The organism is Asticcacaulis sp., assembly GCF_027484505.1.
GTDB lineage: Bacteria > Pseudomonadota > Alphaproteobacteria > Caulobacterales > Caulobacteraceae > Asticcacaulis.
On record NZ_JAIXSV010000304.1, the window covers coordinates 1 to 22,706 of the forward strand.

19 protein-coding genes and 2 tRNA genes are annotated in these 22,706 nt (G+C 59.6%); 13 read left to right on the top strand and 8 right to left on the bottom strand.

Annotated elements, in window-relative coordinates:
• Positions 1-83: 83 nt before the first annotated feature.
• On the bottom strand, positions 84-884 hold the full coding sequence (locus Q0072_RS17795; RefSeq protein ID WP_298332902.1) for an integrase arm-type DNA-binding domain-containing protein: 801 nt from the start codon (positions 882-884) through the stop codon (positions 84-86).
• A 1,050-nt stretch (positions 885-1,934) separates the two neighbouring features.
• Here Q0072_RS17795 and Q0072_RS17800 point away from each other — a divergent pair.
• The 3 genes from Q0072_RS17800 (at position 1,935) to Q0072_RS17810 (ending at position 7,095) form a co-directional block, all read left to right on the top strand.
• Positions 1,935-4,955: a TonB-dependent receptor gene (locus tag Q0072_RS17800; RefSeq protein WP_298332903.1), complete on the top strand. Its 3,021-nt coding sequence runs from the start codon at positions 1,935-1,937 to the stop codon at positions 4,953-4,955.
• Between the two features lie 625 nt (positions 4,956-5,580).
• Positions 5,581-6,573: an LLM class flavin-dependent oxidoreductase gene (locus tag Q0072_RS17805; protein ID WP_298332904.1), complete on the top strand. Its 993-nt coding sequence runs from the start codon at positions 5,581-5,583 to the stop codon at positions 6,571-6,573.
• Between the two features lie 168 nt (positions 6,574-6,741).
• Positions 6,742-7,095 (top strand): VOC family protein, encoded by a 354-nt coding sequence (locus Q0072_RS17810; RefSeq protein WP_298332905.1) that lies wholly within the window; start codon positions 6,742-6,744, stop codon positions 7,093-7,095.
• A 212-nt stretch (positions 7,096-7,307) separates the two neighbouring features.
• Here Q0072_RS17810 and Q0072_RS17815 read toward each other — a convergent pair whose 3' ends face one another.
• The 4 genes from Q0072_RS17815 to Q0072_RS17830 all read right to left on the bottom strand — a co-directional run bounded on the left by Q0072_RS17815 (position 7,308) and on the right by Q0072_RS17830 (position 11,367).
• The gene (locus Q0072_RS17815) at positions 7,308-7,496 is read right to left on the bottom strand and encodes a Thivi_2564 family membrane protein (RefSeq protein ID WP_013480608.1); all 189 of its coding nucleotides are present in this window, start codon (positions 7,494-7,496) and stop codon (positions 7,308-7,310) included.
• Positions 7,497-7,804: 308 nt separating this feature from the next.
• Positions 7,805-9,949 carry an EAL domain-containing protein gene (locus Q0072_RS17820; RefSeq protein WP_298332906.1) on the bottom strand — a complete coding sequence of 715 codons (2,145 nt, stop codon included), beginning with the start codon at positions 9,947-9,949 and terminating at the stop codon, positions 7,805-7,807.
• Between the two features lie 176 nt (positions 9,950-10,125).
• Positions 10,126-10,752 (bottom strand): histidine phosphatase family protein, encoded by a 627-nt coding sequence (locus Q0072_RS17825; protein ID WP_298332907.1) that lies wholly within the window; start codon positions 10,750-10,752, stop codon positions 10,126-10,128.
• 183 nt (positions 10,753-10,935) lie between these two features.
• Positions 10,936-11,367 carry an HIT family protein gene (locus Q0072_RS17830; protein ID WP_013480605.1) on the bottom strand — a complete coding sequence of 144 codons (432 nt, stop codon included), beginning with the start codon at positions 11,365-11,367 and terminating at the stop codon, positions 10,936-10,938.
• Between the two features lie 82 nt (positions 11,368-11,449).
• Here Q0072_RS17830 and crcB point away from each other — a divergent pair, with 82 nt between their 5' ends.
• From crcB to Q0072_RS17850, 4 genes are all read left to right on the top strand, one after another.
• Positions 11,450-11,830 carry a fluoride efflux transporter CrcB gene (gene crcB, locus Q0072_RS17835; RefSeq protein WP_298332908.1) on the top strand — a complete coding sequence of 127 codons (381 nt, stop codon included), beginning with the start codon at positions 11,450-11,452 and terminating at the stop codon, positions 11,828-11,830.
• Complete coding sequence (locus tag Q0072_RS17840; RefSeq protein WP_013480603.1) at positions 11,827-12,834, top strand: RluA family pseudouridine synthase; 1,008 nt, start codon at positions 11,827-11,829, stop codon at positions 12,832-12,834. Before crcB ends, Q0072_RS17840 begins: the two co-directional genes overlap by 4 nt.
• A gap of 1 nt (position 12,835) precedes the next feature.
• On the top strand, positions 12,836-13,504 hold the full coding sequence (locus Q0072_RS17845) for an HAD-IA family hydrolase (protein WP_013480602.1): 669 nt from the start codon (positions 12,836-12,838) through the stop codon (positions 13,502-13,504).
• A gap of 188 nt (positions 13,505-13,692) precedes the next feature.
• On the top strand, positions 13,693-14,436 hold the full coding sequence (locus Q0072_RS17850) for an ATP12 family chaperone protein (protein ID WP_298332909.1): 744 nt from the start codon (positions 13,693-13,695) through the stop codon (positions 14,434-14,436).
• A 359-nt stretch (positions 14,437-14,795) separates the two neighbouring features.
• On the opposite strand, the gene Q0072_RS17855 is transcribed toward Q0072_RS17850, so the two are convergent.
• Both Q0072_RS17855 and Q0072_RS17860 read right to left on the bottom strand, forming a co-directional pair.
• Complete coding sequence (locus Q0072_RS17855; protein WP_298332910.1) at positions 14,796-15,944, bottom strand: GNAT family N-acetyltransferase; 1,149 nt, start codon at positions 15,942-15,944, stop codon at positions 14,796-14,798.
• Between the two features lie 333 nt (positions 15,945-16,277).
• On the bottom strand, positions 16,278-16,745 hold the full coding sequence (locus Q0072_RS17860; RefSeq protein ID WP_298332911.1) for a RidA family protein: 468 nt from the start codon (positions 16,743-16,745) through the stop codon (positions 16,278-16,280).
• 303 nt (positions 16,746-17,048) lie between these two features.
• Here Q0072_RS17860 and Q0072_RS17865 point away from each other — a divergent pair, with 303 nt between their 5' ends.
• From Q0072_RS17865 to Q0072_RS17880, 4 genes are all read left to right on the top strand, one after another.
• Positions 17,049-17,417 (top strand): response regulator, encoded by a 369-nt coding sequence (locus Q0072_RS17865; protein ID WP_013480598.1) that lies wholly within the window; start codon positions 17,049-17,051, stop codon positions 17,415-17,417.
• A 6-nt stretch (positions 17,418-17,423) separates the two neighbouring features.
• The gene (locus Q0072_RS17870; protein ID WP_298332912.1) at positions 17,424-18,788 is read left to right on the top strand and encodes a PleD family two-component system response regulator; all 1,365 of its coding nucleotides are present in this window, start codon (positions 17,424-17,426) and stop codon (positions 18,786-18,788) included.
• Positions 18,789-18,893: 105 nt separating this feature from the next.
• A tRNA-Asn gene (locus Q0072_RS17875) sits at positions 18,894-18,968 on the top strand.
• A gap of 290 nt (positions 18,969-19,258) precedes the next feature.
• Positions 19,259-20,572 carry a methyl-accepting chemotaxis protein gene (locus Q0072_RS17880; protein ID WP_298332913.1) on the top strand — a complete coding sequence of 438 codons (1,314 nt, stop codon included), beginning with the start codon at positions 19,259-19,261 and terminating at the stop codon, positions 20,570-20,572.
• Between the two features lie 19 nt (positions 20,573-20,591).
• Here the strand turns inward: Q0072_RS17880 and Q0072_RS17885 are convergent.
• Positions 20,592-20,665, bottom strand: a tRNA-Cys gene (locus Q0072_RS17885).
• A gap of 262 nt (positions 20,666-20,927) precedes the next feature.
• Between Q0072_RS17885 and Q0072_RS17890 the strand changes: the two genes are divergently transcribed.
• Both Q0072_RS17890 and Q0072_RS17895 read left to right on the top strand, forming a co-directional pair.
• The gene (locus tag Q0072_RS17890; RefSeq protein ID WP_298332914.1) at positions 20,928-21,557 is read left to right on the top strand and encodes a protein-L-isoaspartate O-methyltransferase; all 630 of its coding nucleotides are present in this window, start codon (positions 20,928-20,930) and stop codon (positions 21,555-21,557) included.
• A 469-nt stretch (positions 21,558-22,026) separates the two neighbouring features.
• Positions 22,027-22,706: TolC family protein (locus Q0072_RS17895; protein WP_298332915.1), on the top strand; the 680-nt coding region annotated here is incomplete at its 3' end.

Here is a 22,706-nt window from a genome sequence, read left to right on the forward strand (position 1 = left end):
ACGGCTGGACCGTCTCTCGTCTCGACGAGTTGATGCCATGGAATTTTAAGCCAGATAAAGCCGGCGCCTGATCCACAAAATCGTCAGATCCGCAACATGGGTGCGTGTTTACGCTTACCCTCTTCCCACGTCATTCCTAAGACTTCGCCGGATCGCGCCGCGCATAGGATGAGAAACTCCAGGGCAAGAGCGGACATATTGTCTCGTTTGCGCAGGTCGTGAACAAACGCAGGCACCTCGGAGTAGGGCATCGCCGCATGGTGCCCGCGCGTCAGCCGATGGCGTTTCGGCAGCAGGTGATCAAGGTGGCCTTTCCAGCGGGCCGGATTAGCCCCGGAACGCAGCCCCTTCGCGGCAGCGGCGTCCAGCACCCTTTCAACCCGGCCTCTCAAACGCGATGCCGTCTCTGGTATGGTTTGCCAGATCGGTTTAAGGACCTTGAGAACACCCTGAGTGTCGATGTCACTGACTGGCATTTCCCAAAGGGGCTTGCAGTATTCGCGTAGCGTGTACCGCCACTGCGCCCGGTGTTTGTCATTTCGCCATTGCAGTTCGATGTCTGACAGCATTTGCTCCGCAAACACGCCAAAGGCTGGCTTTTCACGTTTGGCTTCCTCCTCCGCACGTCGGACGGCTAAGGGGTCCTGCGGATTGGTCCGGTCTTTAAGAAGCCTAAGAGCATCCCTTGCGGCCTCTCTCGCATTGGCCAGCCCTATGGCTGGGAACGGCCCCAAACCCATTTCTTTCTGTGAGCCATTCCAGCGGTAAATGAATAGCCACGATTTGCTCCCGGTCTTCGCGACCTGAAGGTATAAATTGTTTCCGTCGGAGTATCGGCCCGGCGCGTTGAGGGCCTCAATCCGCTTTGTAGTGAAGGTAGCCATTCGTCGTTCCCCTAATCCTACCCCAGCATTTACCCCAGCAGGAGCCAGAATTAGCCGGGAACCAAGATGGATGGTTTCGGACGAATTGAATCACTTTCTACAAATAAATCAATGCACTCTCATACGACCTTAGACGACGCTGGACGCACTTCAAAAGGACATCGTCTCCGCCATCAAACAAAAAGACCGGCTCCTTTGGGCCGGTCTTTTTGTTTGATCGACGAGATGGGGACTTGAACCCATCAATAATGGGGTTCGGCGAGAGCCGAAAGGCCGAGCGACGCCGAAGGCGCCCTAAGGGCAAGCCGTGTAAAACACGGCGCGTCAAAACCGGGGCGAAGCGTAGGTTTCGGCGGAGCGTAGCGCAGCCAATTCCATCGTTTCCGCCATCTCATTAAAAGATTGTTCCAATTCACGTCTTTGCTGGTCGTCTGTAGAAAACAAACTGTGCGCTCGGCAAATCTGAGGCTTGGCTGTTTGGATGCCTGCCCCTCCGACCTTTCATATCCCTCGCAATTATATCCGATGCCGATATAGCTGAGATCTGACCCGGACGAACTTGCAGCACCCCGTGGCATGCTTCCGGGAAAGCGTCGTTCCCTCAGAAGATTGAACCTCCTGTAGCGGGTTCGCCTCATAGGTGATGAAATTATGCTGCGCTGCACAATTACAAATTTTTAATGAAAACGATTGCCGTATACGGTATGCGTATTAAAAATACCAAATTTCTTTATTAATTCAACAAAAAAATAACCTTGTAATTTATTTTGCGGGATATGCAATTTTAGGGTGTGTTGCAAAATTACAATTATTTAATAATTATAATGAAAATGTGTCACAAGAAACGATTCAATCGTTTGACAAGGGCGCGCCAAAGCAGCTGAAATCCCCTCAGAAGCGGGCTCATTTGGAGTTACGCATTAATGGGGGATGATCAGGTATATCTGATTAGGTGCTGAAATAATGAAATATTTATCCAGAAAATCATGGCTCCTTTCCGGAGCTATCGGACTTTCCATGTCCATGGGTGCGGGTGTATTGATACCGCTTATGGCCGGGGCTCTTCCTTCAGCGGCGCTCGCGCAAGACTACACTTCGGGTAGTGTTACTGGCCGGGTCGTTGACGCAAGCGGTAAGCCAGTGGCGGGCGCTACGGTGACCATAACGTCAAGTTCTCAGGGAACGGTGCGCACGGCAAAAACGAATAGCGGTGGCTCCTACCTCTTCTCCGGGCTGCCGGCCGGCGATTATGAGCTGAAGGTTGAGGCCTCCGGCTTCGCAAGTGCGAAAGAATCCGGTGTTACCGTCGAAATCTCCAAATCTATCGCCTACGACATCTCCCTGAGTGCCCAAGGGGCCGTTCAGGAGGTTGTGGTTACCGGCGCTCGCAAACGGGCGGCGTTTAGCGGCTCAACCACCGGTGTGGTGATCGACGTGGAGAACCTGACCAAGGATGTGCCAGTGGCGCGCAACCTGACCGCTCTGGTTCTGATGTCGCCGGGCACCGTCGGCGGCGACAGCGCCTTTGGCAATCTCGCGTCGATTGGCGGGTCGTCAGTCGCTGAAAATGCCTACTATTTCAACGGTATGAATATTACCGACTTCAATAAGTACCTGGGCTCGTCCTATGTGCCGTTTGATTTTATCAAAGCGGTGGAAGTCAAAAACGGCGGATATCCCGCTGAGTTTGGTCGCGCCACCGGTGGTGTGGTGAATCAGGTGTCGAAGTCAGGCTCCAACAATTTCAAGGCGGCCCTGCATTTCAACTACACACCGAATGCCCTGCGTGAAAAAGCGCCTGACATCGTTGGTAAAAACTACGATAGCAAGAATAACATCGTTGATGAACTCTGGACGCCTAATCACTGGGACTATAATTCCTCTAGCAGCACCAGCGTAGAACTGGGTGGTCCGATCCTTAAGGACAAGCTGTTCTTTTATTATGTCGGTGAATACAACAAGGGTGATACCCGCGATGGTGACACCTCTGGCGGTATGTCGGTAGCGAAGTCTAACAATATGTACCACGCGCTTAAGCTGGACGGGTACATAACGGAAAACCATCACCTCGAAGCTACCTATTTCGACAATACCGGCAAGACCCGCTATTCCAGCTACAGCTACAACGTCGATACCGGTGAAATCGGAGACATAACCGGCGTCAGCGACAGCGTGTATGGCGACCCTAGCTACGTGTTAAAGTACACAGGTCGTTTGACCGACTGGTTTACCCTGTCGGCAGCCTATGGCAAAAACAACGACAAGAGCGAAAGCATCGGTATTTCCGGCAGCGCGTTTGGCACCTATGTTTCAGACGGCACCAGCGGTCGCTCTGTTCTGGGACGCCCCTTCGGTAACGCCCAGCGTTCGACGACTCGCGGCTTCCCGCAGCGGACGGAACGTACCTTCTCACGGGTCGATGGCGACCTGTTCTTCTCGCTGCTGGGCGATCACCACGTGCGGGTTGGCTTTGAGCGGGAAGAAAACCTGCTCGAACACTTCACGCAGGGGACCGGTAACGGCATCTATTACATCTACTCGAACTGCGGCACCAGCGCCCGTTGTTCAACAGGTTCGGGCGCAGGTCTGGGGCTGACCTCAAGCTCGGCCTATGTCCGTCTCGGCTATTACAAGACGGGTGGGGCCTTTAAATCCCAGAATGACTCCTACTATGTTCAGGATGAGTGGAAGGTAACGGATCGCCTCACTCTGAATCTGGGCGTACGATTGGATGAGTTCAACAACTTTACGGCCAACGGTTCGCAATATGTTGATCTGAACGAACTGACGGCTCCGCGGGTGGGCTTCAACTACACCCTGGGTGAAGAGCGCAAGACCCGTGTTTATGGCTTCTATGGCACCTATTATCTGCCCATCGCAGGTAATACGGCTTATCGCCAAGGGGCTCAGGAATACTTCTTCAGTGAATACTGGACCTTTAGCGGCACGAACAGCGATGGTACGCCCGTACTGGCCAAGCAGCTCACCAACTGGACCGGAGGTGTGGCCTGCCCGCTGGCGCTGACGTCCGGTTCGCTGGCGGCGGGTTCAAAATCCTGTGCGGTTACGGGTTCCGGGGAAGTTCAGGATCCGACCTCTTCGCTGTCGCGCAATCTCGAAGCGACGAAGGAGGATGAAATTATCCTTGGCGTCGAACACAAGCTTTCGGACCTGTGGACGGTGGGCTTTACCTATACCAATCGTGACCTGAAGCAGACCGCTGAAGATGTGGCTATCGATGCGGCCGTTATTGCCTACTGCAAGGCGAACAAAATCTCTGGCTGTGAAAATATCTGGTCCGGCTATCACCAGTACACCATCCTGAACCCCGGCGTCGCCTCGACCATTGTGCTCAATTCGGCGCTGCCCGGTGAAGCGACGCAACGCACGGTCACCTTCTCGGCTTCTGACCTGGGCTATCCCAAGGCCACCCGCAAGTACGAGGCATTGGAATTTACCTTTAAGCGCGCCTTCGATGGCAAATGGGGTCTCAACGGTTCCTATACCCTGTCGTCGAGCAAGGGGAATTCGGAAGGCTATGTGCAGTCTGACTTTGGTCAGTCCGACGCAGGTATCACGCAGGACTTCGACCAGCCGGGCTTCACCGTTGGGGCAACGGGCTACCTGCCCAATCACCGCAAGCACAAGCTGAAACTGTGGGGCAGCTACAAGGTGACGGACAAGCTCAGCGTCGGCTCGCAGCTTCAGGTCGCGTCGCCCAGAAAGCTGAGCTGCTGGGGTTATTATCCGGCCAACGGCTACGACAACTTTGAAAACGGCTATGGTGCCGCGTCTCACTTCTGCATGGGCAAGGAAGTCCCGCGTGGCACCGGTCTGGAAACCGACTGGATCTACAACATGGACATGTCCCTGCGTTATGAGACCAAGACCCTCTCCGGGCCGAAGGTCACTTTGCGGGCCGACGTCTTCAACCTGTTCAACCGCAAAGGTGTGCAGGAGCGCTATGAGACGGGGGAAAGCACGCAAGGTATCGCCGATCCGAGCTATGGCGTCCCCACCTCTTACCAGTCCCCCCGTTATGTCCGCTTAGGCTTCGACATAAATCTCTAGTACGCGTATATCTCCGGACTTGCCCCCATGACCTTCATGGGGGCTTTTTTCATGGTTTGTGTCCGGGATTTCAAACCCATCATAGGGGGGGGCAGCGCAGCCAATCCCATCGTCATCTCTCCCCAAACGCCAATTCACCCGACGCCAATGACGCCGGGTGAATGGGTTGGTTTTATTTGAGAGGGCTATGCCTGAGCGAGCTCTGATAACTGACGTTTATGTCAATTATGTCCCCAGAATTCGCTGGCGATGACCGAGAAGACGACGGCTGCGCCGTAAAGGCCGATGCCGGCCATGATGAGAGTTATCATTACGCTGTTCCACTTGCCTGTACTTTCTTATTATTTTGACAGTGTTGTCATAAGTTGCGCGGGCCGTCCAGTGGGCTCGCCTCAGCGGCTAGTCATTTTTTTGTTACACGGCGCAGGCGTTTTATGTCGGCCGCGACATACGACTCACAATCACGGCCTCTGGTAATCGTAACCGGATCGCCTACATAAGCCTCAGCAAACTCTATGAGGCGTAAGAGCGCATTGCGTTCACGAAATCGAAATTGCGCTCTAAATTTTTTGTTCAACGCGCTTTTCCATCCGAAAAGTGCGTCCCACTTTTCGGAAAGCGCTAAATGGTCCCCTTTTCCATTCTGGATTTGTCGCAGGTCGGGGAGGGGAGCCGCGTCGCCGATGCCTTTGCCAATACGGCGCGCATGGCGCGTCAGGCCGAGGCTTTGGGTTATCGTCGCTACTGGCTGGCCGAACATCACGGGATGCCGGGCGTGGCGTCTTCGGCGACGGCGGTGGCGATTGCGCATGTCGGCCACCATACCTCGACCATTCGCATCGGTTCGGGCGGCATTATGCTGCCCAATCATGCGCCGCTGGTGATCGCTGAACAGTTCGGCACGCTGGAAGCGCTGTTTCCGGGGCGGGTCGATCTGGGGCTGGGGCGCGCGCCGGGTACGGATATGCGCACGGCGCGGGCGTTGCGGCGGCATATGGACAGTGGGGTGGACAGCTTCCCCTATGACGTGGCGGAGCTGCGCCGGCTGATGGACGATCCGGATGGCTCAGAACCGATACTGGCGGTGCCGGGCTTTGGCGCCAAGGTGCCGATCTGGGTCCTGGGGTCGAGCACCTATGGCGCGCAACTGGCGGCGCAGATGGGCTTGCCCTATGCCTTTGCCTCGCACTTTGCGCCGGATTTGTTGCATCAGGCGCTGCGTCTCTATCGTCAGCAGTACCGGCCCTTGGCCGATCATCCGCACCCAAAAGCTATGGTCGGCATTATGGGCGTCGCCGCCGATACGGACGAAGAGGCGCAGCATTTGTTTACCTCGATGCGGCAAGCCTTCGCGGCGCTGCGGCGCAATGAGCGCAAGCCGTTTCCGGCGCCGGTGCGCGGGCTCCAGCTCAGCCCCGAAGAGACACAGATGGTTGATCATATGCTGCAATATGCGGTGGTCGGCTCGCCGCAGACCATAGAGCGCAAGCTGGAAAACTTTCTGGCCGCGACCGAGGCGGATGAACTGATCATCTCCATGCCTATCCACGATATTGAGGCGCGCCTGCGCTCGGTCGAGATTTTCAGCCAGTCGTCGCTGATGCAGCGAGTGGCTTAGCTTGTCTGCCGCGGGCTTGCCTGTTACGGCTTAAGGGGTGGAGCAGAATGATTTCTAAAATCATTCTGCTCAAGCCGCCATTGAGGCGGCGGCCAAGGTGGCGCAGCCACCGCCCGGCGAGGGGCTAAACAAATCTGATCATTATGATGATCCAGAGCGGAGGCGGCTATGGGCGTGACGGGAATCGGCGGTTTCTTCTTTCGGGCCAAGGACCCAAAGGCCCTGGCGGCGTGGTATGCCGAGCATCTGGGCGTCGGGGCCGGACCCTATGGCCATTGGGACACGCAGGCCGGTCAGAGTGTCTTTTCGCCGTTTGCAGCGGATACCGACTATTTCGCGGCGGATCGTCAGTGGATGCTCAATCTGCGCGTCGAAGGGCTGGATGATTTGTGTGCGGCTCTGCGGGCGGAGGGGATCGAGGTGATTACCCAGCCCGACTGGGATATGCCGGGGGTGGGGTGTTTTGCGCGTATCCACGATCCGGAAGGCAATGCGATCGAGCTGTGGGAACCGGCGGGTTAGGGGGCCGGGGCGTTTCGCCTCCCCACAGGCGGGGAGGTGGCGGGCGAAGTCCCGCCGGAGGTGTATGCTGTTGGCAGGTGTGTACCCCTCCGTCAGTTCGCGTCGCTCACTGCCACCTCCCCATGGAATGGGGAGGAGAGGCGATCATGAAGTCGAGTAATGGCAAGTGTTGAACCGTGCTCCAATTTACGGGTGCAGGGTCCGCGACCCTGCTAGCCTACGCGGATATTGCTGAGGGAGCCCAGCAGGCCAAACACCTGAAGCAGCCAGATGACCACGCCGATGACGACGACGGCGTTGAGGATGTTCTTGATCTTGGGGTCCATCGGGATGTAGGTGTTGACCAGCCACAAAAGCACACCGACGACGATCAGGACAGCGACCAGAGACAGAAGGGACATGCGGGTTTCCTTTTCAGCGCGAGGGTTAGTTCCCTCGGTATGGAAACATCATGTCTGCGTGCGGCTCAGGTTTGAATGTCCGCTTGGCTGCTGAAAAATAAAGACGTTATACCAGCGGCCGAAGATGCTGACGGCATCCGGCCGTTGAAAAGTCGAGACGGTCTCATACGTGTCAGAGACATTAAAGCGGGATGATTTTAAGTGGAAGCATCATTCCGCTCTAAATTTCTGTTTTGTCGCGCAATTTTTCCGAAAAGTGGTTTCCACTTTATCGGATTGCGCTTTAGACCGTCTCAGAAGGCGCGGGCTCAGGCCACCTTCACGGCGGCATAGGCTTCGATGGCGGCGGCGGGGCGGCCGATCAGATAGCCCTGCGCCTCGCGGCAATTCATGGCTTTCAGCGCTTCCATCTGGGCTTCGGTCTCGACCCCTTCGGCGGTGATGTGTACGCCCAGGGCTTCGGCCATGTCGGAGATGGCGCGGATGATCGACAGGGCGTTCTGATCGTGCGGCAGGTCGCGCACGAAGGACTGATCGATCTTGATCTTGTCGAAGGGGAAGGCGCGCAGATAGCTCAGAGAAGAATAGCCGGTGCCGAAATCGTCCATGGCGATACGCACGCCCATGTCGCGCACCGTATTGAGGATTTTGAGATTGTGCTTTTCGTCGGCCAGCAGCACGCTTTCGGTGATTTCCAGCTCCAGACGGCGCGGATCGAGGCCGCTGGCTTTCAGGGCGTCCTTGACCAGCCGCGGCAGGGAGCCATCACGGAATTGCAGCGGTGAGATGTTGACGGCGATGCGCCACGGTGTAGGCCACTGCGCCGCCTGACGGCAGGCTTCGCGCAGCACCCAGTCGCCGATAGGGCCGATCAGGCCGCTGTCTTCGGCCACCGGGATGAATTCGCCCGGCGAAACCATGCCGCGGTGCGGGTGATGCCAGCGCAGGAGCGCCTCAAACGACACCACTTCGCCGCTGTCGAGATTGAGCAAGGGCTGGAAATGCAGCTGGAACTGCTGATCGCTCAGGGCGGAACGCAGTTCGTGTTCCATTTCGAGGCGCTGCTGCACCACGGCGTCCATTTCGGCGTGATAGAAGCACCAGCCGTTGCGGCCTTCGGACTTGACGCGATAAAGGGCCAGATCGGCGCGCGACAGCAGGTTATTGGCGTCGGCGGCGTCTTCGGGGGCGAGCGCAATACCGACACTGACCCCGGCTTCGAGACGGATGCCGTTGATATCGAACGGCGATTTCATGACCTCAATGACGCGCTCCGCCAGGCAGCGCGCGTCTTCGGGGCGCTCGATATTCTGGATGATGGCGAATTCATCGCCGCCCATGCGCGCGATGAAGTCGCCCTTGCGCACACACAGCTTCAGGCGCTCACCCACCTGCCGCAGCAGGGCATCGCCGGCGAGGTGACCAAAGGAGTCGTTGACGGTCTTGAAGCGATCGAGGTCCAGACAATGCAGGGCGATGTGGTGACCGTGGCGCTGCACGCGGCTGAGGGCCTGCTCGATCTCGTGGGTATAGAGGGTGCGGTTGCCCAGCCCCGTCAGCGGGTCGTAGTGCGCCAGTTGCGCGATGCGCGCTTCGGCGGCCTTCTGTTCGGTCAGGTCGATGCCCAGCGTCAGTATGCTGTCGGGGGAGCCATCCGGCCCGCGCAGGACGGTCTTTTTGAGCTGCACCGTGCGCTGACGCTCGCCGTTATAGATGGCTTCCTCTTCGATCATCACCGCTTCGCCGCTGGCCAGAACGCGACGGTCGGAGCGCGTGAAGGTATCGGCCTGCTCGGCGGGGAAGATGTCGTGGCTGGTCTTGCCGATCATGTCGCTGCGCTTGATGCCCAGCATGTCTTCACCGGCCGGATTGATCAGCTTGACGCGCGAATGGGCGTCCTTGACCAGCACCATGGCCGGAATATTGTCGATAATGGTGTTGAGGAAGGACTGATGGCGCTGCGACTCGGCGCTGAGGCGGATCAGGTCGGTGACCATTTCGCGCTGTTGCAGCAGGCTGTCCTGAAGGTCGTCATTCATGGCCTTCAGGATCGATAAGGTGGTGCCAACCCCGGCATAGGCCCCGTCGCGCGTGACGATAAAGCCGCGCAGCAGCTCTGAGGCGCGTTCGGCCAGCGTCGCCTGCATGAAGTCACGCAGCGGGGTCTCCGCTTCGACGGTCAGCGGTCGGGTGTCCATCATGGTGGTCACCGACTTGTTGCCAAACAGGGCGCGACCATATTCGGAGGCCATTTTGAGGTTGAAGCTGTGGCGTTCGATCAGGCCCATGACGCGGCCACACGTATCGACCACGGCCAGCACCAGCAGTTCCGAATTGTCGCGGAAGGCATCATAGACTTGTGAATTGGTGGTCTGCGGTGAGACGGGGTCTACCCTGTCCGTGATATCCGAAACGTGTGCTGCTTTCTGCATAACCGAGGTCCAGTTCGTCATAAAACCTTCACAAAACTCAACTCACACGCCATTTCTGCGCGTTTTGTCAGATAATAGGGAAGGTGTCTGAATTTCGGTTTAACAGGTGAAAAAATATACTTGATCTATACTTATGTCCGTCCACGGACAAAAAGCCGTAACTGTGACAAAATATCGAACATTGTTATAGGCTTGGCTCAGATCCGTCCCATGGTCGTTGGCCCTTTGAAAAAGGCCCCGTGCAGCGGCTGGTTGTCAGGGTCGAGGCCGGTCATCGCCCATCCTTCCCCCTGACGCGCATAGCGCACCGGGCAGGCATTGGGGCTGGAATACATCTCCCCCAGATAGACGCGGGCAATGGCGCGGAAGGGGATGCCGTGGCAGACGAAGAGGGGGATGGCCTCACCCGAGGCGTGATCTTCGACCGAGGTGCGCACGCGCTCGATGACGGCGGGCAGGCGCTCGGCATTGTGCGGGTAATGCTTGCCGTCAATGTCGAGGTCGGGGTTCATGTGCGCCAGCATCTCACGCCGGTGGTCTTCGACCTCGTCGATGGTCAGGCCCTCAAAGATGCCGAAATGCCGCTCTGTCAGCCGCCCGTCGGTGACGACCGGCAAATCCAGCGCCCGCCCGACAATATTGGCGGTCTCATAGGCGCGGATCAGCGGGCTCGCGACAATGCGCGTGATGCCCTGATCGGCCAGAAAGCGGGCGGCGACGCGCGCCTGCTCACGCCCGGTGTCGTTGAGCGGGATGTCGGTCGAACCCTGAAGCCGCATCTGGGCGTTCCAGTCCGTTTGACCATGTCGAAGAACGAAGAACATCAGCGTGTGTGTCCGTTTTCTTGGGTTTTGTCCCGTCGCTGCGCTGTCGGGACGGGCCAGTCCGTCTGACCATGGCGAAGACCGAAGACCATCAGCGTGTGTGTCCGTTTTCTTGGGTTTTGTCCCGTAGCTGCGCGGCCGGGACGGGCCAGTCCGTTTGACCATGGCGAAGACCGAAGACCATTACAGCTTGGCCTTAATACGCGCCGCCATGTCCTGAAGGTCTTTCAGATCGGCCATCTGACCCGACGCATGATGCTTGATCGCGCCATTGGCGTAGCAGGGGATGATGTGGAAATGCAGGTGGAACACCGTCTGTCCGCCCACCTCGCCATTGAACTGCGCGATACGCACACCTTCCGGTTCCAACGCGTCGCGCACGGCGCGGCCGATGCGCTGCGTGTGGTGGATGAGGTTTTGCAGATGCTCTGACGAAATATCAAACAGGTTGCGCGCCGCCACCTTGGGGATGACCAGCGTATGCCCTCGGGTTTGCGGGAAGGCGTCCATGAAGCTTAAGACCCGCGCGTCCTCATAGACCTTGGCGCAGGGGATGTCTCCGGCCAGAATCTTGGCGAAGATGTTCTTGGGATCGTAGTCCCCGTACAGGCTCATGGCATAGTCCCTTGCTGGTATTTGTCCGGTTCCATCCTTAAAACACTATGATTTGAGGGCCAAGAGGGGTATGAGGCCTGAAATGTCTAATTTGTTACTGGTCATGATCGGTGGGGCCTTGGGCTCTGCGGCGCGCTATGGACTGGCCCGTCTGTGGCCGGCGGCGTCCATGCCGTTTGGCTGGCCCATCGGCACGTTCGTGGCCAATCTGCTGGGCGGGCTCCTGATGGGGCTTCTGGCCGGGTGGTTGCTGGCCAAAGGGGGCGATGAGCGCTTGAGGCTTCTGCTGGGTGTCGGCGTTCTGGGCGGGTTTACGACCTTTTCCTCCTATTCGCTGGAAGTGGTACATATGCTGGAGCGGCGAGACTACGGGCTGGCGGGGCTTTATGCCGTGTCCTCCGCCGTGCTGGCGATTTTGGCCGTCATGATCGGTCTGTTTGTGTTTCGGAAAGTGGCCGGATGAGTAGGGAAGTGAAGATCCTGTATGTCGCCGAGGGCGAAGACGGGGTGCGTATCGACAAGTTTTTCAAGCGGCGCTGGCCGCACCTCAACCATATTCAGCTCAACAAGCTGCTGCGGTCGGGGCAGGTGCGCGTCGATGGCGCGCGCGCCAAGGCCGACACACGGCTGAGCACCGGTCAGAGCGTGCGCGTGCCGCCGCTGCCCGACGCGCCGTCCGAGGAACAGCAGAAGCGTGAGCGCGCCGAGCTGAGCCCGCAGGAGGTACGCTACGCCAAGTCGCTGGTCCTCTATGAGGACGAGGATGTTATCGCCATCAACAAGCCCTCGGGTCTGGCCGTGCAGGGCGGCACCAAGACGAAAAACCATATCGACCGGCTGTTGTCGGCCTGGGGCGAGGGGCTGGAGCGGCCGCGTCTGGTCCACCGCCTCGACCGTGACACGTCGGGCGTGCTGCTGCTGGGCAAGTCGCCGTCGGCGGCGGCGCGTCTGGCCGGAGCCTTTGCCAAGCGCAAGGCCTATAAGACCTACTGGGCGCTGGTCGCGGGAACGCCGGACCCCAAGGAGGGCGTGATCGACGTGCCTCTGGTCAAGAAGGGCATCAATGACCGTGAGATGGTCATGCCGGCGGACCCGAAGGAGCCGGGCGCCGAGGCGGCGGAAACCGAATATGTGACCATTTCCCGCGCCGCGCACCGTCTGGCGTGGATGGCGCTGCGTCCGCATACGGGCCGCACGCACCAGCTACGCGCTCACATGCAGGCCATCGGTCACTGCATCCTCGGTGATCCCAAGTACAAGGATGAGAAATCCATAGCCTTGTCAGAGGGTTTGGGGCTTCAGTTGCACCACCGGCGCATCGAAATCCCGCATCCGACGCACGGCACGCTGATCGTCGAAGCGCCGCTCGATCCGGTTATTCAGGCCGGTTTCGACCGCTACGGCTTTGATGAGCACGAGGCCAGCCCTGAACCCTTCCGCAAAGCCACCCGCGCCTCCAGAAGGTAAGATGAGACTCGCTGTATTCGATGTCGATGGTACTCTGATCGACAGCCGCGCCTCGATTCACCGCGCGGCGGTCGAGGCGGCCAAGGTGCTGAACCTCACCCCGCCCACCTATGATGAGGTGCGCGCCATAGTCGGCATGTCGCTGTTCGAAGCCTTACAGGCCATGCGCCCGGACCTCGATCCGGAAACCGTGGCCGCCTATACGCGCGAATTTCAGAACGCTTTTCTGACCTTCCATGCCGATCCGGACTTTACTGAGGCCCTTTATCTGGGGGCGCAGGAGACGCTGGAGCGGTTGAAAAACGACAACTGGCTGATCGGCATGGCCACGGGCAATTCGCGGCGTGGCGTGACGCGCATCGTCGAAAAGCACGGCTGGGGTGATCTGTTTGACGTCACCTTCTGCGCCGATGACGGGCCGTCCAAGCCGCATCCGCACATGCTTCAGTGCAATCTGACGGCGCTGGGCGTCGGTACGCATCAGGCGGTGATGATCGGCGACGCGACCCACGATATGCGCATGGCGCGTTCCGCACAGGTGCAGGCCATCGGCGTGTCGTGGGGCTTCCACACGGTCGATGAGCTTGAAGCTGCCGGCGCGCACCATATTGTCCACGATTTCAGCGAACTGGGCGCGGTTCTTGACCGGTTTGTGCCGGAGTTGATTTAATCCCGTTCTACTCCCCCGACGTGTCGGGGGAGGTGGATTTGACGCCGCTCAGGCGTCAAAGACGGAGGGGGGCGCGCTTTGCGCTGCGTTGAGCCAGCCCTCACCACCCCGCCAGCGCGCTGGCGGGACCCCCGGCACCGGACGCTCGGCGCGCAAGCCAGCCGGGGAGGTATACAGGAGAGCTACACATGACCTACAAGGCCGAAGCGCCATCAAAGCGCAGTGATCAGATCGGCGCAAAGCCGAAACGCTTCTGGAAGACCGTCGAAATCAGGGCTGATGGATCGGGCTACGGCGTGACGCTGGATGGCCGTGCGGTTAAAACGCCAAAGGGCGCCACGCTGGTGCTGCCCAATTTCGCGCTGGCGGCGCTGGTCGGGCGCGAGTGGGAAGTGGTCGAAGAGACGGTGGATTTCACGGCCATGCCTCTGACGCGGTTGGGGTTTGCGGCGCTCGACCACATGGACAGCGGCCTTGAAGCGGCGCTGGCCGAAGCGGCGCGCTTTGCCGAAACCGATCTCGTCTGTTATCCGTCCGACTATCCGCAGGCCCTGATCGCCCGCGAACAGGCGGCCTGGGGGCCGGTGATCGAGTGGCTGAAAAGCGAAATGGCGCTTGAGTTTGCGCCGCAGACCTCGATCATGGCGCGCGGTCAGCCGGTGGAAACGATCGCAGGCGTCAAAACGCTTCTGAGCACAGCGTCGGTCTATGCTCGCGCCGGCCTCATGGCCGCCATTCCCTTGCTGGGCTCGGTGGCCCTGGCTCTGGCGCTGTACAAGGGCCGTCTGAGCGCCGAAGAGGCCTTTGCGGCCTCGCGCGTCGGTGAAACCTTCCAGAAAGAAACCTGGGGCGAGGACGCCGAGGCGCTGAAACGTGAGGCGGCCATGCGTCACGATCTGACTCATCTGGAGGCGTGGTTCAGGGAGTTGTAAGGCGTTTAGAGCCCATTTTCGCCCCCCACACGAAGCGTTACAAATCTTAATTTCAAATGTGACGACAAGGGCCTTGTTCGCAGGTGCAAAAAGTGCTATTGACAGCGCTGTCATAACTTTTTGTGTGTGAGGACTGACAATGGAAAAGCTGATCGAACGCTTTATGAATGCGCTTCTGGCCCTGGGTTTCGCCCCCGGCTCGGCGTCGAACTAAAGAGAGTACCCTTATGAAATTCCTGGTAAATTTTGCGTCGCAACTGGTTGTCGCCTGGGCCCGTGCCCACCGCCTGCCGATCGCCTGATCGTCTGCGACACGCGTATCTAAAAAAACACCGCCGGTCTCCCCACCGGCGGTTTTTTCATGCCTGATCGCGTTTGCGGAACGGCGACAGTTCCGCTGCGTATTCGGCCATCTGGGCTTCGACGGCCGCGCGTTCCTGCGCCAGATAGCGGGCCACGGGCTCACGCAGAGCGCGGTCGCGGATATGGTGCGCCGAATAGACGGGGTGGGGCAGGTAGCCGCGCGAAATCTTGTGCTCGCCCTGCGTGCCGGCCTCGACGCGGCTCAGCCCGTGCGCGATGGCGTAGTCGATGGCCTGATAATAGCAGACCTCAAAATGCAGGAAGGGCACATCGACCCGCGCCCCCCACTGACGGCCATAAAGGGTGTCGCCGCCGCGGTAATTGATGGCCCCGGCCACGGGTTGCTCGCCGTCATAGGCAAAGACCAGCACGATCTGATCACGCATCCGCTCGGTAATCACCGAAAAGAAGTCCCGCGTCAGATAGGGGGAGCCCCACTTGCGGTCGTAGGTATCCTCGATAAAGGCGTGCAGATGATCGAGATGCGCCTCGGTGATGTCGTGGCCGCTATGGATTTTAAGGGTCAGGGCCGCCTGCACGTCGCGGCGTTCGCGGCGGATAACCTTGCGGCGGTTGGCCGAAAGGGCGGCGAGGAAATCGTCAAAGCTGTGATAGCCGTCATTGGCCCACCAGAATTGCTGATCCTGCCGCAAAAGCAGGCCTTCCTGCCCCATCAGCGTCCATTCGTCCGGCGTGGGAAAGTTGAGGTGAAACGACGACAGGCCGTTGGTATCGCACAACTGCACCGCCGTGCGGATCAGAGCGGCGCGCACCTCGGGTTCGGGCGACAACAGCCGCGTTCCGGTCACCGGCGTGAAGGGTGAGGCGGACAGCAGTTTGGGATAGTAGCGCCCACCCGCGCGTTCATAGGCCTGCGCCCAGCTATGGTCGAAGACGTATTCGCCCATCGAATGGTATTTGAGATAGAGCGGCATCACGCCGCGGATCGTGCCTGCATCATCGCTCAGGCTGAGGTGATGCGGCACCCAGCCGCTGTCTTCGCCGACGCACCCCGTCTGTTCGAGCGTTTCGAGAAAGGCGTGGCTGTTGAAGGGGTTATCATCGCCCTTTAACCCGTCCCACACGGCGGGATCGATCTCACTGATCGAGCGGTGCAGGGTAGCGGTCAGGGCGGGCACGGGCATGGCCTCAATCTAGGCGGTGCGTACGAGGATACAAGACAGGAATTGGCCACGAAAAACACGAAAAGCTGGAAAAAAGCCGCCGAAAAGTCCGGCGCGTAGCGCCATATCTTCCCATCCGGAACCAGATACTCATGCCCTGCGGGCAAAAAGGCTCTGTAGTCTTTTCCAGTTTTTCGTGCTTTTCGTGGCTAGATCATTATGATTTCTGGTAGAAACATAATGATCTGGATTTTGTTTAGCCCCTCGCCGGGCGGTGGCTTCGCCACCTTGGCCGCCGCCTCAATGGCGGCTTGAGCGGAATGATTCTAAGAGAAATCATTCCGCTCTAAAAACCTACCGGCGATCCGCCACTTCGATCACCGCGTCAACTTCGACGGCAAAGCCCAGCGGAATCTTGTACACGCCGACGGCCGAGCGGGCGTGCTTGCCGGCTTCGCCCAGCACCTCGACCATCAGGTTCGAGCAGCCATTGACCACCTGCGGCACGTCATAGAAGTCCGGACCAGCCTGCACAAAGGCCCCCAGCTTGACCACCCGCACCACAGTGTCGAGATCACCCACGGCCGCCTTCATCTGGGCCAGCAGGTTGATGCCGCAGACGCGCGCCGCTTCGGTGGCTTCTTCCAGCGACACATCCACACCGACCGTGCCCTTGTAACGGCCGGTGCCATCGTTGGAAATCTGACCCGAAATGTGGATCAGGTTACCGCTGCGCACGAAGGGCACATAGTTGGCGACGGGGGCGGCCGGGACGGGCAGGGTGATCCCCAGTTCCTGGAGGCGGGCTTCGATCTTCGACATGGATTCGGTCTCCTGCAAAATAATACCAACGGCCGAAGATGCTGACCGCATCCGGCCGTTGAAGAAACGAGAATTTCTCATATGTGTCAGGGACATGAGAAATTCTCGAATTGAATACCAAGAGTCATTTTCAATGACCCTTGGTATAAGGCCCCGCTTATAGGCATTCCGGGGCGAGGCGTCGATATGGGCATTTACACTTTGTTTCCATCCCCTTCACCTCGGCTTAAGACAGTTCGGGTAGGGTGTGGCTCAGTGACACGCGGTGCCGCGAATCGCGACCCCCACACGGAATACAGGCTTATGAGCGCGAAAAAGGTTCTCATTGTTGAGGACAACGAACTGAATATGAAGCTGTTTCATGATCTGCTCGATGCGCAGGGCTATGAGACGCTGCAAACCGGTGAAGGGCTGTCGGCCCTGTCGCTGGCGCGCAAGCACCGTCCGGACCTGATTCTGATGGATATTCAGTTGCCGGAAATTTCCGGCCTTGAAGTCACCAAGTGGCTCAAGGAAGACGATGAGCTGTCGCACATTCCGGTCGTGGCCGTGACCGCCTTTGCCATGAAGGGCGATGAGGAGCGTATCCGCGAAGGCGGCTGCGAGGCCTATATCTCAAAGCCTATCTCCGTTTCGCACTTCCTCGATACCGTTCGCCGCTATCTGGGGTAGGGCGCAATGACAGCCAAGGTTCTGGTCGTTGATGATATTCCGGCCAATGTCCGCCTGCTACAGGCCAAGCTGGAGGCCGACTATTACGATGTGGTGACCGCCCATTCGGGGCAGGAGGCCATCGAGACGGCCATTATTGAACAGCCGGACATCATTCTGCTCGATGTCATGATGCCGGGCGTCGATGGCTATGAGGTGACGCGTCAGCTGAAAGAACTGGCTGAGACGCGACACATCCCGATTATTCTGGTCACGGCGCTCGACGGGCGCGACGACCGCCTGTCCGGGCTTGAGGCCGGGGCGGATGACTTTCTGACCAAACCGCTGGATGACGTGATCCTGTTTGCGCGGCTGAAGGCGCTGGTGCGGCTCAAGCACCTGTCCGACGAACTGCGTCAGCGCGAACAGTCGTCACGCCGCATGGGCCTGATCGACGCCAGTCAGCTGCACCGTCAGATGACGGCGCCCGGCAATGTGCTGATCCTTGACGATCAGGTGCGTCAGGCTGAACGCCTGATGGTGGCGCTGGGCGAACAGCACCGCTGCGCCTACGAAACCGATCCGAAAGCGGCGCTGAAAATCGCTCTGGGCCGTGTGGACCTGCTGGTGCTGAACCTGGCGGCGCGTGACTTCGATCCGCTGCGCTTTGTGGCGCATCTGCGCTCGTCCGAACTGACGCGGCAGCTACCGGTGCTGGGCCTGTTCAATCCCGATGAACGCCCGACCCTGCTCAAAGGGCTGGAACTGGGCGTCAGCGACGTGTTGCCGAGACCGGTGGATTTACAGGAGCTGATGGCGCGGGCGCGGGGGCAGATCCGCCGCAAGCGCTATGCCGACTTCCTGCGCGCCAGTCTCGACCGCTCGCTGGAGCTGGCGGTCACCGACCCGCTGACCGGGCTGAACAATCGCCGCTTTATGGATTTGCAGCTGACGCAGCTGATGCGCCGGCATCTGAAAACCGATGACCCGGTGTCGCTGCTGCTGCTCGATATCGACCACTTCAAGCGCGTCAATGACGGCTTTGGCCACGATGCCGGTGATGAGGTGCTCAAAGAGTTTGCCCGCCGCGTCAGCCAGAACGTGCGGGCGATCGACATGCCCTGCCGTCTGGGGGGCGAAGAGTTCGTGGTGCTGATGCCCGACACGCCCGCCGACGCGGCGCAGACCATTGCCGAGCGCGTGCGTCAGGCCGTGGCCGAGGCACCATTCAGCCTGCCCGACGGCCGCACCCTGGATGTCACGGTGTCAGTTGGGGTGTCGTCCCTGCTGGGGCTGGGCGATACGCTGGAAGCCTTTATCAAGCGCGCCGATGAGGCCGTCTATGAAGCCAAGCAGTCGGGCCGCAACCGTGTGATCCTGCGCGCCGCCTGATGTGCCGTGATGGCTATTTGCGCAATCTCGTGGATAAATTTCAGCTTTAGGCTTGCCATCGTCCCCCAAGCCTTGCTATAGGCCGCCTCCTCGCTGGTGAAACATTCCTCGGTAGCTCAGCGGTAGAGCAATCGACTGTTAATCGATTGGTCGCAGGTTCGAATCCTGCCCGGGGAGCCAGCTACAAAGACAAGGCCCTGCCGCTCCGCGGGCAGGGCCTTCTTTATTGTCTCCACCCTGGCGCAGCCAAAGAAAAACCCGGCCAGAAGACCGGGTTGAAAAGTTTGGTGATGGTGGGTGTCTTCAAAAAAGCAAAGACAGGCTGAGTTGACCCGATTTGCCTTAATGAAGGGTTAATATAAAGACTCGCGTTACGCCGATTTCGGCGGTTTTTGCGTCCGTTGCAACGGCTTGTTAACCGCTATCCGCTTGCATGGCGACATCTCTCTTTTCCGTTGAAAGATGCCGCCGTGACCCTGCCGCCCATCAAGGCCCGTATCCGGGGCCTCTTCGCCCTGTTCCTTCTTCTGCTGGCTTCGCTGACCGCCGTGGCGCTGGGGCATGAAGGGGCGGTGATTCGCGGCCTTCAGGCGACGCTGGCCACGGCCCCGCAAAGCGAGGCGCAGTTGCGCCCGTTGCTGGCGGCGGCAGAGACTTTCCGAGCCGGCATCTGGGTTGTGGCGATCGGGGTCGGTCTGGCCGGGCTGGTGGCCATCGTTTATTTTGACCGCGAGGTGTTCAGCGCCCTGGAGCGCATGAGCCGCCTGATGTCACGCTTTGCCGAGCGCGACTTTGAAGCCGAGGTCGAGGGGGCGCAGCGTTCGGACGAAATCGGCGCCATGGCGCGGGCCTTGCAAATCTTCCGGGGCAATGGCCGCGCCCTGATCGCGCTGGAGGCCGAAAACGCCCGCCGCGCCGAGGTGCTGGCGCAGGAGCGTCAAAAGGCGCTTCAGGAGATGGGGGAGCGTCTGCACGCTCAGGTCTCGGCCCTGATCGTCGGGTTGAGCCGCTCGTCCGAAGCCATGACCGATTCGGCCGAAACCATGAGCGAACAGGCCAAAGGGGCCGTTTCGCGTATCGAGAACGTCACGGCCACGGCCGAGGCCACCTCGCGGCAGGCGCACCACGTCGCCGAAACCGTGCAGGGCCTGTCGAGCAGCGCCTCAGACATTGCTCAGGCCGCCGTCGCCTCGTCCGAAGTGTCGGCGCAGGCCGTGGGCCAAAGCGAGGCGACCTCCGAGATCATGGGCCGCCTGAACCGCAGTGCTGAGGAAATCAGCGCCGTCGTGGACATTATTTCCGGGATCGCGCGTCAGACCAATCTGCTGGCGCTCAATGCTACCATCGAAGCGGCGCGCGCCGGTGAGGCGGGGGCAGGCTTTGCCGTCGTGGCCTCTGAGGTCAAGACGCTGGCGCAACAGACCGAAAAGGCCACCCGCGACATCACGGACAAGGTGACGCACATCCAGTCGGACACCACGCAGGCCGTAGAGGCCATCGGCCACATCGTCGGCGTCATTCAGGAACTGCGCGCCTCGGCCGACGGCATTGCCGAAGCGGTCAGTGCCCAGCAATCGGCTACGCGCGATATTGCCAGCACGGTGGATGCCCTGGCCTCAGGGGCGCAGAGCGTCGGCCGCGACATCGACGCGGTGCGCCACGTCGCCGCCGCTACCGATCAGGCGGCGGGCACCGTCTCGCTCGAATCCCGCTCGGTGCAGGCCGTGGCCGGTGATCTGAAAGGGCAGATCGAAGCCTTCATTCAGTCCCTGCGCGCGGCGTAGTTCGATTTTTGGGGAGATTTGGAGGCCTGACCCGGAGTCGAACCGGGCTACACGGATTTGCAATCCGCTGCGTAACCGCTCCGCCATCAGGCCTCACTAAAATAGCGGTAGGCTCAGCTATCAGATCGGCCCTGCGGCTGCAATGGGATTGTCACGGTTTATATACAGAATTTTTGAATTTGGGATCGCAAGGGTTGCGCAGGGCTTGCGGTCAGCGTGCTCCGACCGTGAACGCTGTCACTTTTCCTGAAAAATGCAAAACGGGGGTGTGCGGTGCATTGAAGCGCGCCTTGCAAACGCCTATAAGCGCAGGATAAGGACACGACTCCTGTAGTGTATTTGCTTCGAGGCTCAGATGGATTACTTCGCCGCCCGTCAGAACATGGTTGAATCTCAGGTGCGGGTGAACGACGTCACCGACCCCGCGCTGCAAAAGGCCATGCGTCATATTGAGCGCGAGCGTCTGGTCGCGCCGGGGCAGGGCTTTGCCGCCTATGGCGATGTTGAGCCGCAGATCGCGCCGGGCCGCGCCCTGATGCTGCCGCGCGACCTCGCCAAGCTGTTGCACGCGCTTAAGCCCGTCGCCGGTCAAAAGGTGCTGGCCATCGGCGCGCCCTATGCCGCCGCTGTGCTCAAGCACGCCGGTCTCGATGTCACGGTTCAGGAAGCCGATGCCCGCGTTCAGACCGTGGTCGAACCCTATCTGAAGACGCTGGGCATCTCTCTGGTGGTGCAGGACCTCAAGACCCCCGTCGCCGGTGAATACGACATCATCGTCAGCGAAGGTGCGGTTGAGGAAGTCCCTGCCGAATGGTTCGCCGCGCTGAAACTGCATGGCCGCCTGGGTGTGGTGGTGCGCAGCGGTGCTTTGGGCGAGGCCCGCGTCTATACCCGCCTTCAGGCCGGTGTGTCCGAAGCCTTTGTGTTCAATGCGGCGACCGCCGTGCTGCCCGGCTTCACCAAGGCCCCGGCCTTCGTGTTTTAAGCCGAAACGGCGATCTGATCACCGATCCAAAGGGGCTGCGGCATCACACCGCGGCCCTTTTTTGGGTCTGAACCGCAAAGAAATGCCTAGAGCGGAATGATTTCAAATGGAATCATTCCGCACAAGCCGCCATTGAGGCGGCGGCCAAGGTGGCGAAGCCACCGCCCGGCGAGGGGCTAAACAAAAATCTAGATCATTATGTTTCTACCAGAAATCATAATGATCTAGAGCCTCATGCCGAAAAGTGGACACCACTTTTCGGAAAAAACATGAGGCGTTAGAAATAATTAGAGCCATTCGGCGGCTCAACTTAGCCGACGAATGCTCTAGGTGAAAAAACCGTAACTCGCCAAAGCCTCTGGCTTCTGGCAGTGTGTTTGCCAGTTCAAAGGCAGCAACGCATCGCAATGCGGGGTCGAAAGGCCGCCGGGCGGGGGGTGGCGCTGCCCTTACCAAGGGAATCATTTTGATGTTAAAGCTTTCGTCCAAGCCTGCCGGTGGCCGTAAGGGACTGCGTGCGTACCTGCTGGCCGGTTTGACGGTGTCGGCTCTGACGCTGGGGGCGGGTTCGGCCTTCGCGGAATCGCTGACCGACGCCATTACGCTGGCCTATGCCAATAACCCCACCCTCCAACGCGCCCGCGCTCAGCAGCGTTCCACGGATGAGACCTATGTGCAGGCGCGTTCCGGTCTGGGCCCCACGCTGAGCGCCGGGGCCAGCGTGGACTATAGCGACGTGCCGACGGGTGCGGCCGGTCGCTCCTCGACGGGCCTGAACCTGTCGGCTAATCAGACCCTGTTCGCCTCGGGCGGCCTGTCGTCGGGCGTCAAGGCGGCTGAGGCCGATGTCAATGCCGGTCGTGAAGACCTGCGCGCCGTTGAGGCTCAGGTCCTGAGCGACGTCATCAGCGTCTATACCGCTGTGCGCCGCGATCAGGAGGCCCTGCGCATCGGCGAAGAAAACTATAATGTGCTCAAGCGCCAGCTGGATGAAACCAAGGCCCGCTTCGAAGCCGGGGAACTGACGCGTACCGATGTGGCGCAGTCCGAAGCCCGTCTGGCCGCTTCGTCAGCGTCGCTGGCGCAAGCCCGCGCCCAACTCGACAGCAGCCGCGCGCAATACGTGGCCATTGTCGGTCAGACTCCCAC